Origin of the sequence: Kitasatospora papulosa (genome assembly GCF_000717245.1) — a bacterium.
GTDB classification, from domain to species: domain Bacteria; phylum Actinomycetota; class Actinomycetes; order Streptomycetales; family Streptomycetaceae; genus Streptomyces; species Streptomyces papulosus.
The window spans coordinates 1,235,717-1,249,960 of sequence record NZ_JNYQ01000004.1; the positions used below are offsets into that span (position 1 = coordinate 1,235,717).

Annotated in this window: 14 protein-coding genes; 6 read left to right on the forward strand and 8 right to left on the reverse strand. The window is 69.6% G+C overall.

Features of this window, described 5'->3' with window-relative positions; genetic code table 11:
- Window positions 1–294 precede the first annotated feature (294 nt).
- The 4 genes from pstS to pstB all read left to right on the forward strand — a co-directional run bounded on the left by pstS (window position 295) and on the right by pstB (window position 4,458).
- A complete protein-coding gene (pstS, locus tag IA22_RS0117040; RefSeq protein ID WP_014154960.1) occupies window positions 295–1,428 on the forward strand; it encodes a phosphate ABC transporter substrate-binding protein PstS in 1,134 nt (377 codons plus the stop codon).
- A gap of 135 nt (window positions 1,429–1,563) precedes the next feature.
- On the forward strand, window positions 1,564–2,556 hold the full coding sequence (gene pstC, locus IA22_RS0117045; RefSeq protein ID WP_015578122.1) for a phosphate ABC transporter permease subunit PstC: 993 nt from the start codon (window positions 1,564–1,566) through the stop codon (window positions 2,554–2,556).
- The gene (pstA, locus tag IA22_RS0117050) at window positions 2,553–3,641 is read left to right on the forward strand and encodes a phosphate ABC transporter permease PstA (protein ID WP_014154962.1); all 1,089 of its coding nucleotides are present in this window, start codon (window positions 2,553–2,555) and stop codon (window positions 3,639–3,641) included. Before pstC ends, pstA begins: the two co-directional genes overlap by 4 nt.
- Before the next feature lie 40 nt (window positions 3,642–3,681).
- Window positions 3,682–4,458, forward strand: a complete 777-nt coding sequence (pstB, locus tag IA22_RS0117055; RefSeq protein ID WP_014154963.1) for a phosphate ABC transporter ATP-binding protein PstB — start codon at window positions 3,682–3,684, stop codon at window positions 4,456–4,458.
- Between the two features lie 140 nt (window positions 4,459–4,598).
- Here the strand turns inward: pstB and IA22_RS0117060 are convergent, their stop codons facing one another.
- Both IA22_RS0117060 and IA22_RS0117065 read right to left on the reverse strand, forming a co-directional pair.
- Complete coding sequence (locus IA22_RS0117060) at window positions 4,599–5,597, reverse strand: inorganic phosphate transporter (RefSeq protein WP_014154964.1); 999 nt, start codon at window positions 5,595–5,597, stop codon at window positions 4,599–4,601.
- Between the two features lie 5 nt (window positions 5,598–5,602).
- Window positions 5,603–6,223 (reverse strand): DUF47 domain-containing protein, encoded by a 621-nt coding sequence (locus tag IA22_RS0117065; RefSeq protein ID WP_014154965.1) that lies wholly within the window; start codon window positions 6,221–6,223, stop codon window positions 5,603–5,605.
- A gap of 221 nt (window positions 6,224–6,444) precedes the next feature.
- Between IA22_RS0117065 and IA22_RS0117070 the strand changes: the two genes are divergently transcribed.
- A complete protein-coding gene (locus tag IA22_RS0117070) occupies window positions 6,445–6,792 on the forward strand; it encodes a metal-sensitive transcriptional regulator (RefSeq protein WP_014154966.1) in 348 nt (115 codons plus the stop codon).
- A gap of 102 nt (window positions 6,793–6,894) precedes the next feature.
- Here IA22_RS0117070 and IA22_RS0117075 read toward each other — a convergent pair whose 3' ends face one another.
- The gene (locus tag IA22_RS0117075; RefSeq protein ID WP_030124065.1) at window positions 6,895–7,104 is read right to left on the reverse strand and encodes a hypothetical protein; all 210 of its coding nucleotides are present in this window, start codon (window positions 7,102–7,104) and stop codon (window positions 6,895–6,897) included.
- 100 nt (window positions 7,105–7,204) lie between these two features.
- Window positions 7,205–8,110, reverse strand: coding sequence for an SCO4651 family lipoprotein (locus IA22_RS0117080; protein ID WP_030124066.1), 906 nt, complete (start codon window positions 8,108–8,110; stop codon window positions 7,205–7,207).
- Window positions 8,111–8,263: 153 nt separating this feature from the next.
- On the opposite strand from IA22_RS0117080, the gene IA22_RS0117085 reads away from it, so the two are divergent.
- Window positions 8,264–8,452 (forward strand): hypothetical protein, encoded by a 189-nt coding sequence (locus tag IA22_RS0117085; RefSeq protein ID WP_015578116.1) that lies wholly within the window; start codon window positions 8,264–8,266, stop codon window positions 8,450–8,452.
- Between the two features lie 77 nt (window positions 8,453–8,529).
- Here IA22_RS0117085 and IA22_RS0117090 read toward each other — a convergent pair whose 3' ends face one another.
- From IA22_RS0117090 to IA22_RS37600, 4 genes are all read right to left on the reverse strand, one after another.
- The gene (locus tag IA22_RS0117090) at window positions 8,530–11,568 is read right to left on the reverse strand and encodes a tetratricopeptide repeat protein (RefSeq protein WP_245229577.1); all 3,039 of its coding nucleotides are present in this window, start codon (window positions 11,566–11,568) and stop codon (window positions 8,530–8,532) included.
- A gap of 224 nt (window positions 11,569–11,792) precedes the next feature.
- Window positions 11,793–12,521, reverse strand: coding sequence for a phosphatase PAP2 family protein (locus IA22_RS0117095; RefSeq protein ID WP_014154970.1), 729 nt, complete (start codon window positions 12,519–12,521; stop codon window positions 11,793–11,795).
- 301 nt (window positions 12,522–12,822) lie between these two features.
- Window positions 12,823–13,812 carry a C40 family peptidase gene (locus IA22_RS0117100; protein ID WP_030124068.1) on the reverse strand — a complete coding sequence of 330 codons (990 nt, stop codon included), beginning with the start codon at window positions 13,810–13,812 and terminating at the stop codon, window positions 12,823–12,825.
- Window positions 13,813–13,927: 115 nt separating this feature from the next.
- Window positions 13,928–14,203: a hypothetical protein gene (locus IA22_RS37600; protein ID WP_245229578.1), complete on the reverse strand. Its 276-nt coding sequence runs from the start codon at window positions 14,201–14,203 to the stop codon at window positions 13,928–13,930.
- Between the last annotated feature and the right edge of the window lie 41 nt (window positions 14,204–14,244).

Here is a 14,244-nt window from a genome sequence, read left to right on the forward strand (position 1 = left end):
CGGCCGGGACGGTGCCCGGTCCCCGGAACCCCCGGCCGGCCTCGGACGGCCCGCGCGGCCCCACCGCCCCGGCCCCACGAGGACTGCCGGGGCACTTCCGCCCCGCTGCACTACCAGCAGAACCAGCCCGCCCGGCACGGTTCACCTGCCGTTCACTCTGCCCCGTAGGGCGCTTCACCTGTTCTGCCTAATTTCGGACGTACCAGGTGCACGGCACCAAGCCACGCACCAATCCCGTCGCACGCCGCCTCGTCCCCACCAGCCGCGGCGGCTCCTGGAAGGAACACCCCGAAAGTGAAGCTTCAGCGCAAGAACCGGCTTCGTGCCACCGCGCTCGGTGCCCTCGCCGTCTCCGGCGCCCTGGTCCTCACGGCGTGCGGTTCGGACGACAACACCGGCGCCGACGCGGGCGGCGACAAGACCAGCGCCGCGGCGTCGAACATCAAGTGCGACGACGCCAAGGGCCAGCTGCGCGCTTCCGGGTCCAGCGCCCAGAAGAACGCGATGGACCTCTGGGTCAAGAACTACATGGCCGCCTGTTCCGGCGTCGAGGTCAACTACAGCTCCTCCTCGTCCGGCGAGGGCATCGTCGCCTTCAACCAGGGCACCGTCGGCTTCGCCGGCTCGGACTCCGCCCTGAAGCCCGAAGAGGTCGCCGAGTCGAAGAAGATCTGCAAGACCGGCCAGGGGATCAACCTCCCGATGGTCGGCGGCCCGATCGCGGTCGGCTTCCACCTGGAAGGTGTCGACAAGCTCACGCTGGACGCCCCCACCCTCGCCAAGATCTTCGACACGAAGATCAAGAAGTGGAACGACCCGGCGATCGCCAAGCTCAACGAAGGCGCGAAGCTGCCGGACAAGCCGATCCAGGCCTTCCACCGCTCCGAGGACTCCGGCACCACGCAGAACCTCGGCAAGTACCTGAACGCCGCGGCCCCGAGCGACTGGAAGTACGAGGCCGAGAAGAAGTGGCCCGCCCCCGGTGGCCAGGCCGCGTCCGGCTCCTCCGGCATCGCCAGCCAGGTGAAGGCCGTCGACGGCTCCATCGGCTACTTCGAGCTGTCCTACGCGAAGTCGCAGGAGATCACCACCGTCGACATCAACACCGGCGGCGCAGCCCCGGTCGAGGCCACCTCGGAGAACGCCTCCAAGGCCATCGCCGCCGCCAAGGTCAAGGGCACCGGCAAGGACCTGGCGCTCGACCTCGACTACACCACCAAGGCCGAGGGCGCGTACCCGCTGGTCCTGGTGACCTACGAGGTCGTCTGCGACACCGGCAACAAGGCCGACACCCTCGGCACGGTCAAGTCCTTCCTGACCTACACCGCCTCCGCGGAAGGCCAGAAGGTCCTCACCGACGCCGGCTACGCCCCGATCCCCGAGGCGATCAACGCCAAGGTCCGCGAGACCGTGGCCGGCCTCTCGTAACCAGGCCACCGCACGACACGCACGCACAGGCGGGCCGGTCCGGCGCACCCCTCCGGACCGGCCCCCACCGCCCGACCCATCCGGTGCACCGCCGCCAGGGGAGCCAGCCGCTCCCCCACACAGACCGGAAAGACCATGGCTTCCACGACACCGCTCGACATCCCACCGGCTCCGCCGGCCACGCGCGGCCGCCCCAAGTCCACCGGGCGCGCCGGCGACAAGATCTTCCTCGGCCTCTCCCGGGGCTCAGGCATCCTGCTGCTCGTGATCATGGCGTCGATCGCCGTGTTCCTCAGCTACCGCTCGGTCATCGCCATCTCGAAGGACGAGGGCAACTTCCTCACCACCTTCGACTGGAACCCGGCCGGTGACCCGCCGGTCTTCGGCATCGCGGTCCTGCTCTTCGGCACGGTCGTCAGCTCGATCATCGCGATGCTCATCGCGGTTCCGATCGCTGTCGGCATCGCCCTGTTCATCTCGCACTACGCGCCGCGCAAGCTGGCCGCCCCCCTCGCCTACGTGATCGACCTGCTCGCCGCGGTGCCCAGCATCGTCTACGGCATCTGGGGCGCCCTCGTCCTCGTCCCGTACCTGGAGGGCCTGAACCTCTGGCTCGACCAGTTCTTCGGCTGGACGTACATCTTCGAGAAGACCGAGGTCGGCGTCGCCCGCTCGCTCTTCACCGTCGGCATCCTGCTCGCGATCATGATCCTGCCGATCGTGACCAGCGTCAGCCGCGAGGTCTTCCTCCAGGTCCCGAAGATGAACGAGGAGGCCGCGCTCGCCCTCGGCGCCACCCGCTGGGAGGTCATCCGCCTCTCGGTGCTGCCCTTCGGCCGCTCCGGCATCATCTCCGCCTCGATGCTGGGCCTGGGCCGGGCACTCGGCGAGACGATGGCCGTCGCCACGGTCCTGTCGCCGAGCTTCCTCATCTCGCTGCACGTGCTGAATCCGGGCGGCGGGACCTTCGCACAGAACATCGCGGCCAAGTTCGGCGAGGCCGACGAGTTCGGGCGTGACGCCCTGATCGCCTCGGGCCTCGTCCTCTTCGTCCTCACCCTGCTGGTCAACGGCGCGGCCCGGCTCATCATCGCCCGCCGCAAGGAGTACTCGGGGGCCAACGCATGAGCCACGCCACCACCACCGACGTCCAGGACCGGCGTCCTGAGACCTCGCCGGAACCCCGCAAGGACGGCCTCAGCAGCCGCAGCCTCCCCCGCTGGGCCCCCCTCGGCTTCGCCGCCCTGGGAATCGCCCTCGGTGTGGGGATCTCCCTGGCGGCCGGCTGGCACAGCCGCGTGCAGTGGGGCCTGATCTCCGCCCTGCTGTTCCTGGCCATCTCGTACGTCGCCACGACCGTGGTCGAGAACCAGCGCCAGGCCAAGGACCGCCTCGCCACCAGCATCGTCTGGGTGTGCTTCCTCGTCGCCGTCGTCCCGCTCGCCTCGCTGCTCTGGACCACGATCAGCCGCGGCTCCGAGCGCCTCGACGGATACTTCCTCAGCCACTCGATGGCCGGGGTCCTCGGCTCCGAGGCCAGCGGCGGTGTCTACCACGCCCTGATCGGCACCCTGGAACAGGTCGGGATCGCGACCGTCATCTCGGCACCGCTGGGACTGCTGACCGCCGTCTACCTGGTCGAGTACGGCAAGGGCACGCTCGCCAAGGCCGTCACCTTCTTCGTCGACGTCATGACGGGCATCCCGTCCATCGTGGCCGGCCTCTTCATCCTGTCGATCATGCTGATCGGCAGCATCGAGCCCTCCGGCCTGATGGGCGCGCTGGCCCTGACCATCCTGATGATCCCCGTCGTGGTCCGCTCCACCGAGGAGATGCTCAAGCTCGTACCGAACGAGCTCCGCGAGGCCTCCCTCGCCCTCGGCATCCCCAAGTGGCGCACCATCCTGAAGGTGGTCCTGCCCACCGCGATCGGCGGCATCACCACCGGCGTCATGCTCGCCATCGCCCGCATCGCGGGAGAGACGGCACCGATCATCCTGCTGGTCTTCGGCAGCCAGCTGATCAACTCGAACCCCTTCGAAGGCGCCCAGTCCTCGCTGCCCTTCTACATCTACGAGCAGTACAAGATCGGCGAGGCCGCGTCCTACGACCGCGCCTGGGCGGCAGCCCTGGTCCTGATCGCCTTCGTCATGATCCTCAACCTGGTGGCCCGCGGCATCGCCCGCTGGAAGGCCCCCAAGACCGGTCGCTGACGCGGCCATCAGCGACCTCCCGAAAGAAGCAGTGATTCACATGGCCAAGCGCATCGACATCGGCGGACTCACCGCCTACTACGGCTCCCACAAGGCCATCGAGGACATCTCGATGACGGTGGAGCCCCGCTCCGTGACCGCCTTCATCGGCCCCTCCGGCTGCGGCAAGTCCACCTTCCTGCGCACCCTGAACCGCATGCACGAGGTCACCCCCGGCGGCCGCGTCGAGGGCAAGGTGCTGCTGGACGACGAGAACCTGTACGGCCCCGGCGTCGACCCCGTCACCGTGCGCCGCACGGTCGGCATGGTCTTCCAGCGCCCCAACCCCTTCCCGACCATGTCGATCTTCGACAACGTCGCGGCGGGACTGCGGCTGAACGGCTCGTACCGCAAGAGCCAGCTGTCGGACATCGTCGAGAAGTCCCTCAAGGGCGCCAACCTCTGGAACGAGGTCAAGGACCGCCTGAACAAGCCGGGCTCCGGCCTCTCCGGCGGCCAGCAGCAGCGCCTGTGCATCGCCCGCGCGATCGCGGTCGAGCCGGACGTGCTCCTGATGGACGAGCCGTGCTCGGCGCTCGACCCGATCTCGACCCTCGCCATCGAGGACCTGATCGGCGAGCTGAAGGAGCGCTTCACGATCGTCATCGTGACGCACAACATGCAGCAGGCGGCACGCGTCTCGGACCGTACGGCCTTCTTCAACCTCGCGGCGGTGGGCAAGCCCGGCCGGCTCATCGAGATCGACGAGACGGAGCGGATCTTCTCCAACCCGTCGGTGCAGGCGACCGAGGACTACATCTCGGGCCGCTTCGGATAACCACAGACGGCCTTGGGGTGCTGCATGGCGGTGCCACCGCAAGGCGAAAGGGTCCGCCCCTGCTCTTCTGTGGAGAGCAGGGGCGGACCCATTCCGTGTCCTACGGAGGCTGCGGCGGCAACCCGCCGCCGGGATTCGGCTCAGCCGAAGAGCAGTACGACGATCCCGTAGCTCCCCGCGGCGACCAGCGCCGCGGCGGGCATCGTGATGAACCACCCCAGGATGATGTTCTTGGCCACGCCCCAGCGGACCGCGTTCACCCGCTTCGTCGCGCCGACGCCCATGATCGCCGAGGTGATCACATGAGTCGTGGAGATCGGTGCGTGGAACAGGAACGCCGAACCGAACATGATCGACGCGCCGGTCGTCTCGGCGGCGAAACCCTGCGGCGGGTCCAGCTCGATGATCTTGCGGCCCAGCGTCCGCATGATGCGCCAGCCGCCCGCGTACGTCCCGAGGGACAGCATCGCCGCACAGGCGATCTTCACCCAGACCGGGATCTCGTCGTTCGGACCCTCGACATCGGCGATGACCAGCGCCATCACCACGATGCCCATCGTCTTCTGGGCGTCCTGCAGACCGTGCCCGAGGGCCATACCCGCGGCCGATACCGTCTGCGCGATACGGAAACCGCGCTTGGCCTTGTGCGGGTTGGCCTTCCTGAATATCCACATGATCACGACCATCACCAGATAGCCGCCGACCAGGCCGATGACCGGGGACAGGAACATCGGGATGACGATCTTGTCGAGCACCCCGTCCCAGTGCACCATCGTCCCGCCGGCCAGGGCCGCGCCGACCATGCCGCCGAAAAGGGCGTGCGAGGACGACGACGGCAGGCCGTAGTACCAGGTGATCAGGTTCCAGATGATCGCGCCGACCAGCGCGGCGAAGAGGATGCCCATCCCCTTCTGGCCTTCGGGCGTGGCGATCAGGCCTTCGCTGACGGTCTTGGCGACCCCCTGGCCCAGGAAGGCGCCTGCGAGGTTCATCACAGCGGCCATCGCCAGAGCCGCACGCGGGGTCAGCGCCCGGGTGGAGACCGAGGTGGCGATGGCGTTCGCCGAGTCGTGGAAGCCGTTCGTATACGTGAAGCCGAGCGCGACACCGATGGTCACGATCAGCGCAAAGGTGTCCACGAGGTTCAGGACTCCTTGACCGCGATGGTCTCCACCGTGTTGGCGACGTGCTCGAACGCGTCAGCCGCCTCTTCCAGCACGTCCACGATCTGCTTGAGCTTCAGCACGTCCATGGCGTCGTACTTGCCGTTGAACAGGTGGGCCAGCAGCTTGCGGTGGATCTGGTCGGCCTGGTTCTCCAGACGGTTGACCTCGATCCAGTACTCGGTGAGGTTCTCCATGGTCCGCAGACTCGGCATGGCCTCGGCGGTCAGTTCCGCCGCCCTGGCCAGGACCTCGATCTGCTGCTCGACACCCTTGGGGAGCTCGTCGATCTGGTACAGGACGACCAGGTCGACGGCCTCCTCCATGAAGTCCATGATGTCGTCGAGCGACGACGCGAGGTTGTAGATGTCCTCGCGGTCGAACGGCGTGATGAAGGAGGAGTTCAGCTGGTGGAAGATCGCGTGGGTGGCATCGTCCCCCGCGTGCTCCGCTGCCCGCATACGCTCCGCGATCTCGACTCGGGAGGCAGAATCCGCCCCGAGCAGTTCCATCAGGAGTTTCGAGCCCGTGACGATGTTGTCCGCGGAGGCGGAAAACATGTCGTAGAAGCTCGTCTCCCTGGGGGTCAGACGAAAGCGCACGTGGGGTCCTCGGGGTGCTTTGGATTCGGTCAGGCTGATGCTAGGCGCATCATCCGGCCACGGCTAACCGGCGTTCTTCAGTGTCGCGCATCGGGCACAGTGATCAGCACGGCCCCCCGGTCACGTTTCGGCTCGATTCGGTACGATATACCCGGCAGGGGTATGTAGACGGTACAGAACGGCACGCTCACCGCAGGCCAAGAGGACAACGGGAGGACCCCATGACCACCACCGAGGCCGCCGACGCGGCCGGTCCGGACGCGGTCGTCACCGACCACGACCGGGGAATCCACGGCTACCACCACCAGAAGGACGAGCACCTCAAGCGCCTGCGCCGGATCGAGGGCCAGATCCGCGGCCTCCAGCGGATGGTGGACGAGGACGTCTACTGCATCGACATACTCACCCAGGTCTCGGCGTCCACCAAGGCCCTGCAGTCCTTCGCGCTCCAGCTGCTGGAGGAGCATCTGCGCCACTGTGTCGCGGACGCCGCGCTCAAGGGCGGCGAGGAGATCGACGCCAAGGTCGAGGAGGCCACCAAGGCGATCGCCCGCCTCCTGCGTACCTGAGGTGCACGGAAACGGCGGGGTGGGCAGGGCCGCGACGCGCGCGGCGACAGCGGTGCGGACATGGGCCTCGGTACGGGCCGCGGCCGCGTGGTCAGGGACGGATCATCCCCGGTGGCGGGCCTGCCGGGGGATCGTCGGTGCCGGTTCGGCGGCTTCCGCCCCGACGTTCAGCACCTCGTCGATCCGGTCCGGACTGAGCCGGTCCTCGCGCGCGTCGGCCGCCGCGATCATGAGCTCGGCGCACAGTTCGATCTCGGCGAGGGCCACACGGTCCTGAGCGTTCGGAGCGCTGAGCGTCACCACCTGCGTCACCTCTCTCTGCCGTCGCCGAATCCTGGCGCACCGACTCCCTAGCGTAGGGAGCGCGGTAGGCCCCGCGCATGGCACGGACGGACCATTTCGGCCCCCCTCCCTACGGTGTTTCCGGGCCACTCCGGCCCTGTTCGACCTGTCCCGTGTAGATGTCCGCCCCGGGCGGAAGCCGTACCGGGACCGGCACCCCGAAGCCGTAGAGCAGCATCGTCGAGACCACCGCCACCGCCGGCCCCTCGGTCGCGAAGGTGAAGCGGTGGCGCACCTTCCGCAACAGCCCCTCGTCGTCCAGATAGGCGTCGAAGGGCACCGAGTCCGTGCTGAACCCTTTCGCCGCCGCGCCGAGCGCCCCGCGCGAGGACGGCGAGGCCGCCCGCGCCGCCCGCCCGATGTCCGCGACCCCGCGGTAGTGCCGGACCGTGACCCCGGCCAGCTCCGTCGTCCCGACGTAGGTCACCTCGTCCGCGCCGCGCAGCAGCTCGGCGGAGGCCATCGGATCGGTCACACCGCCGGTGACCAGATTGCCGTCCTCCAGGGTGGTCGTGTCGATCCGCACCCACTTGTCGGCGGGCACCCCCGCACCCCGGTTCTTCATGTACAGCGCACCCGGTGCCAGCAGTTCCTTGATCGGCCTGTGCTCGTCGGACCCTGCGGCGTCCTTCGGCAGGACGACCTTGATCCGCCCCAGCTGCCTGCGGAAGTCGTACGCACCCTCTCCCCTGATCGTCACCCGGGTACCGCCGGCCGCCGTCTCCATCGACGTGCGTGTCCCGGCGCTGCCCGCACCGGTCAGCTTCTCGGCCGCCCGCCGCACGACGGCCACGGGCGGACCGGCCGGGTCGTCCACGGCGACCGCGCGTCGACCGGCCCCGTCACCACCGTCTCCGCCGTCCTTGCCGTCACCGCCCGGACCGGAGCACCCGCCGACCAACGTCATCACGCCGGCGACGGCCAGGGCGCACACAGCAAGTGCCCCGCCTCCGCGCCGTTGCTGTCGCACCACCATCGCCTGCCAACCCCCAACGACGTACACCTGACCGAACTCCCGCCCGCCTCGCCTAACGACGGCCGGGGCGCCCCGTCACGCCACGGGCCCCCTCACGGCAGCCGATCGGCCCACTGCGTACCCTCCGCAGGGCGCCCCCGGTACCGTGGACGCGTGTATCAGGACCCTGCGGACCCCCCCGTCCACAACCCCTCTCCGGGACACACCACCACGACCGTCGAACGGGGCTCCTTCTGCCTGGCACGCTGCAGCTGCGGCTGGTCGGGCGCCGCCAGGCGCTCCCGGGACCGGGCCCGCACCGACGCGCGGGAACACCTCGGGGCACCGGAACCGCAGGACTGAGGACGGTTCCGCGGCCGAAGGGCGGCAGCGGCCGGAACGCTGGGCCGGGGTCGCTGGGCCGGGATGGCGCTCGGCCGTCAACCCTGCCGGAGCGTCTCCCGCAGCCTCCGCGTGAGCGGCTCGATGCCCGGCCCCGCTTCGGGACAGAGCGTGCCAAGGAGCGACAGGTCCTCGACGGCCTCCTCGATCAGGTTCCTCCCGGGACCGAGCGCGATCAGCGCATCGGCCACGGAGGCCGCCGCGCCGTGGTCGAACAGGGCGCAGTGGAGGACGAGCAGGCCCTGACGGGCGTTCACGGCAGCGTCCCCGGCCCCCGCACCCTCCTCGGTGAAGAGGCGCAGGGCGTCCGCGAAGCGTGCCTCCGCCGCCGGGGCGTCACCCGCCGCCCGCAGCACCACGCCGTACAGCATCTGGTTCCAGCCGTCCCGCGGATCGATCTCGACGGTCCGGGCACAGTCGGCAAGGGCGTCCTCGTGCCTGCCCATACACAGGTACGTCCGGGCCCGGGCGCCCAGCACCCAGTCCGAGGTCGGATCGATCTCGATGGCCCGGGTGAAATCGGCGACCGCGTCCTCGCGACGGCCGAGCTTCTCGTACAGCTCCCCCCGGTTGCCCAAGGCCCAGCCGTACCCGGGTCGCAGTTCGAGGGCGCGGGCGAAGTCGGCCAGGGCCTCGTCATGGCGGCCCATTCCCGCGTACACCTGCGCGCGGCCCTGAAAGGCCCAGGCGTAGTCGGGCAGGATCTCGACGGCCCGGGAGTAGTCGGCGACGGCCTCCTCCGGCCGGCCCATGTCCTTCTTGACCCGCGCCCGGCTTCCCAGGGCCCAGGCGTACTCCGGGTCGATCACGACGGCGCGGTCGTAGTCGGCCAGCGCCTCCTCGTACCGGCCCATCCGCTCGAAGAGCCTGCCACGGCTCCCGACCGCCCACTCGTACAACGGGTCGATCTCCAACGCACGGTCGTAGTCCGCCAGGGCCTCCTCGTGGCGGCCCATGGCCTCGTACACCTGCGCCCGTCCGGCGTGCGCCCAGGCGTACTGCAGGTCCATCTGCACGGCGCGGTCGTAGTCGGCCAGCGCCTCCTCGTACCGGCCCATCCGCTCGAAGAGCTGGGCGCGGCTCCCGACCGCCCACTCGTACAACGGGTCGATCTCCAACGCACGGTCGTAGTCCGCCAGGGCCTCCTCGTGGCGGCCCATGGCCTCGTGCACCCCTGCACGGCTGCCGAACGCCCAGGCGTACCGCCGGTCGATCTCGATGGCACGGCCGAAATCGGCGAAGGCCTCGTCGTGACGGCCCAGGTTCCGGTAGGCATCGCCCCGGCTGCCGAACGCCGGGGCGTATCCCGGGTCGATCTCCACCGCACGGGTGCAGGAGGCGACCGACTCCTCGTAGCGGCCCAGCACCCGGTAGGTCTCCCCCAGCCCCGCGTGGGCGCGGGCGGCGTCCGGCGCGAGGGCGACGGCCGCCTCGCAGTCCGCCAGCGCGCTCCGGGCATCACCCACGTGCCGGTACTCCTCGGCCCGGACGGTGTAGGCCAACGCCCTTCCGGATGCGTCGAGTTCGGACGCGTTCAGCAGCAGGGTCAGCACGACCGCACCCGGCTGCTCCTGCTCCGCCGCGGCCTCCAGCCGTTCCCCCCAGGAGACGAGGGCCGCCGTGTCGGTGTCGAGCCCCGCGCCCCCGAGGATCTGCGCCCAGCGGCGCAACGTGGCCACGTCGAGCCCGATGGCGTGGGCACTCTCGCGGAGAGCGTCGGCAAGGGCCGTACGCGGATTCGCACACAGCAGGTGGTACGTCTCGTTCAGCCGGTGCTCCCGCCAGACGGCCTCCTTCCAGAGGTCCTCGGGATCGGTGCCGAGGTCCGCCTCCACCGCGAGCCGCCGCTGCCGGAACACATCGGCGAGCAGGGTGTGCGCCTGCTGCCAGCGGGCGGGTGACCGGGTCCGCTGCAGACGCAGCATCGCGGCCCGTACGACGTCGTGGTAGCGGCAGCGGCCGGCCTGGGGAGAGACGAAGGCCAGGCCGCGCAGCCACGCGTAGCTCCCGGCGGCGGACTCCGGGACGACCGCACGGTAGATGTCCTCGTCGGTCTGCAGGGGGAGCGCACAGGCCAGGGCGGCCTCGCGCCGCTCCGGATCGGGCTCCCACTTCAGGAACCTCTCGACCGCCGTCTCGGAGGGGTCGCCCGTGGCCGCGCCGCCTCCCGGATCGCTCCGGGCCAGCATGTCGACGAGCAGCGGAAGCCGTCCGGACAGGCGCAGCACCAGTTCGATGCTGGGTTCGTCGGTGACCCCGTGGGTGGCGAGCAGCGTCCGGGCCTCCTCCTCGGAGAAGACCTCCAGGGACACCTCGGTGACCTGCCCCAGCCGATCACCCCAGACCCGGGTGTCCAGGCGCAGTTGTCCGGCCAGCACGATCTGCACGTTGACGGGGAGGCTGCCGTACTCGTCCCCGAAGGTGATGGTCCGCAGCCAGGTGTCGAGGACCGGCCCGGTCCTCTCGTACACGTCGAAGAACAGCACCACCCGCTCGCACCGTTCGGCGACCTCGGCCAGGTCGTCGAGGAAGACGGGGGCGAGACCCGTGAGCGGGTTCATCACCAGCTGCACGTCGTCGTGGCTGCGCAGACGTGTGTTGAGCATCGCCCGTACCCGGTCCGCGCCCAGTGCCACCTGCTGCGGGTCGACGGCCCCGGTGAACAACGCGGCCCCGGGCACCAGCGCGCCCAGACCGGCCAGGCCCACCTGGGCCGCCACCGTGCTGGACGGCGACGGGCCGGCTGCCGCCGCTCCCGGCTCTCCCGGGCCGGACTGCGGAGCAGCGACGGCGCTCTCGGCCTGGTGCCTGCGCTGGCGATAGGTGGTCAGCTGTTTGTCGAACCTCTTGAGAGGGTGCCCCTGCCGGCCGAGCCGGGCACTGACGGCCTCCATCGCCTCCAGCGCGTCGTGCACTTCGTCGTCCACGTACGCCGTGACGACGGAGGGCTGCTCGCGGGCGGTGGACTCCCACTGCCGCACCAAGGTCGACTTCCCCACACCGCCGTTTCCGCGCACGTGGAAGAGGAACGGGAAGTCGCCCTCCTCCGGGTCCCTGGCGAAGGTCTCCCGGAACACCGCCAGCTCCCCGCGACGCCCCACGAACCCCGTGCGTTCGCGCCGTCGGTTGACTTCCTGACGTGACGGCCGCCGACCGGCCACATGCACCACCCCCGCGGTCCCCGCACATGATGCCCCGTCACCGGAGGGCCGATGACGGATCGAAAGAAATCAGCCATTTATCGGAACATGCGTGAGGGGGTGCCCCACGGGACACCCCCTCAGCCGGCGAACGGATCCTTCTACGCGGCGAGGTCCTTCTCGTCGGGCGCGCCGCGGCCGGAACCCCGGCTCGGCTCGGGAATCCCGCGCGACTCGCCCCGGCCCTCGGCGACCGCGGACGCGCCGCCCGCGCGGACGAGCCAACCGGTGGCCCGGGTACGGGCCACGGCGCCCACCAGAGGGGTCAGCAGCATCATCGCGAGCGGAGCGAGCAACAGCGCCACGGCCGTGCCGAGGGCAAGGCCGCCGATCACGTCGGTCGGATAGTGCACGCCCATGTAGACGCGGCAGAAGCCCTCGACGAGAGCCAGCCCGATGGCCACCAGGCCGAACTTCCGGTTGGCCACGAAGAGCCCCACCGCGATGGCCATCGCCATCGTCGCGTGGTCACTCACGAAGGAGAAGTCCGTCTTGCCCTGCACCAGGACCTCGAGCCCCTCGTGGTCGAGGAACGGGCGCGGCCTCTCCACGAAGCCGCGGATCGGGATGTTGATGAGCAACGCGATCCCGGCGGCGAGAGGCGCCCACACCAGCCCGGCGACCGCCGTCACCGAGTCCTCGGTCGTCCCGCGTCGGCGCACGCTCCACCAGCACCACAGGACCGCCAGGACCATGGCGAGCATGATCCCGAACTCACCGACGAACTCCATGACCCGGTCGAACCAGGTAGGAGCGGCCTTCGCCAGCCCGTTGATGTCGTAGAGCAGGCTGACATCGGGGTTCGACCCATCGAGTGCGAGTCCAGCCATCTGCCGCGGCCCCTTGCCTTGTCTTCTGCTGCGACGCACATGGGTGTGCGTCGCCCTGGTCTGACCCCCGTGGTCGGTGCGGATTCAGTGCCGCGTCACGCCATCATGCCGTCACGCCCGACCGGTCCGGGCAGTCACGCATGGTCACGTGCGCATGCTGTCCCGGTCCAGGGAACGACCTGTCAGGGACGGACGTTCCGTTCTCCACCGAATGATCACCATGACGTTATCGAAGAGTGACTCATCGTCGCAGCTCAGGGCCCAGGCTTCACGGAGAGTTCCGGCCACGGACGGCCGGCCGTCAGCTCTCCGGGAGCGCGGTCGGAAGCGCCGCGGCACCGTCCTTCGTCACCCTGGTGGCACCGAAGTAGTCCGGGGTGTCGATCTTGTCGAACCGGATCACCGCACCGGTGTACGGAGCGTTGATCATGTACCCCCCTCCGACGTAGAGCCCCACGTGCCGGATGGCCCGTGAGTTGTTGAGGTCGTCCGAGAAGAACACCAGGTCGCCGGGGAGGAGCTCGTCCCGGGAAGGGTGCGGTCCCGCGTTGTACTGGTCGTTGGCCACCCGGGGCAGCTCGATGTCGACCGTGCGGTACGCGGCCTGCGTCAGCCCGGAACAGTCGAACCTGCCCCCCTGGTCCGCCGTGCCGTTCCCACCCCAGAGATAGGGCGTACCCAGCTTCTTCTGCGCGAAGTAGATCGCCCCCGCCGCCTGCTGCGAGGGCTGCACCCTGCCGATCGGCTTGGCGAAGCTCTTCTCCAGGGAACGGATGATCTTGACGTAGTTCTGCGTCTCGCTGATGGCGGGCACCCCGCCCGACTGGATCACCCGGTAGGCGCCCGCGTTGTACGCGGCGAGCATGTTGTCGGTCGGGTCGCCCGGCACCTTCTTGACGTAACCGGCGAGTTCGCAGTCGTAGGAGGCGGCGGACGGGATCGCGTCCGCCGGATCCCAGACGTCACGGTCCCCGTCGTTGTCCCCGTCGACCCCGTGCGAGGCCCAGGTACCGGGGATGAACTGCGCGATGCCCTGCGCGGCGGCGTGGCTCTGGGCGCGCGGGTTCCAGCCGCTCTCCTGGTACAACTGTGCGGCCAGAAGAGCCGGGTTGATGGCGGGGCAGAGGTTGCCCCACTTCTCCACGAGCGGCTGGTACCGCGCGGGCACCGCCCCCTTGGCCAGCCCGACGGCCCCGCTCGCCCCGGCGATCCCGGCGGCGGCGGAGTACGTCCCGACGACGAGCAGGGCGATGAAGCACAGGCCCAGCCCGATCCCACCGCCGACGAACACCCAGTATTTCCGCACACCCCAACCATCCCCCATTCGGGCGCGCTTCACCGCACGATTCGCTGGTGTGTACGGGTGGACGGGTGCATGAGGGGGCGTCAGGGGCGGCTGCGAAGGGTCAGGGGGCGCCGGCGGACCAGAAGGGGGAGCGGATGTTGGGGCGGGGGATGTGCTCCATGCCCTCGTAGGTGGGCGCGGTGGCCTGGGTGGTGGATTCGGCTACTTCGGACTCCTCGACACAGGGGGTGTCTGCGCGCAAGAACGCCTGCCCTTCACCACCGAACCGAAGGCTGACGGTGTACCCGTCCGTACTCCGCGCGTAGATCGCCGGGAAATCCACGTCGTTGTTCGTAGCCTCGACCTTGTACCCCGCCTTCCGCAGAGATCTGTCCACGACGCCGAGGAAACTCCCTCGACGCTCCGCCGAAATCACAG

Bases quoted from the DNA above. Each gene is read 5' to 3' on its own strand.
- pstC (WP_015578122.1), top strand. From the start codon at position 1,564: ATGGCTTCCACGACACCGCTCGACATCCCACCGGCTCCGCCGGCCACG.
- pstA (WP_014154962.1), top strand. From the start codon at position 2,553: ATGAGCCACGCCACCACCACCGACGTCCAGGACCGGCGTCCTGAGACC.
- pstB (WP_014154963.1), top strand. From the start codon at position 3,682: ATGGCCAAGCGCATCGACATCGGCGGACTCACCGCCTACTACGGCTCC.
- IA22_RS0117070 (WP_014154966.1), top strand. From the start codon at position 6,445: ATGACCACCACCGAGGCCGCCGACGCGGCCGGTCCGGACGCGGTCGTC.
- IA22_RS0117080 (WP_030124066.1), bottom strand. From the start codon at position 8,110: ATGGTGGTGCGACAGCAACGGCGCGGAGGCGGGGCACTTGCTGTGTGC.
- IA22_RS0117095 (WP_014154970.1), bottom strand. From the start codon at position 12,521: ATGGCTGGACTCGCACTCGATGGGTCGAACCCCGATGTCAGCCTGCTC.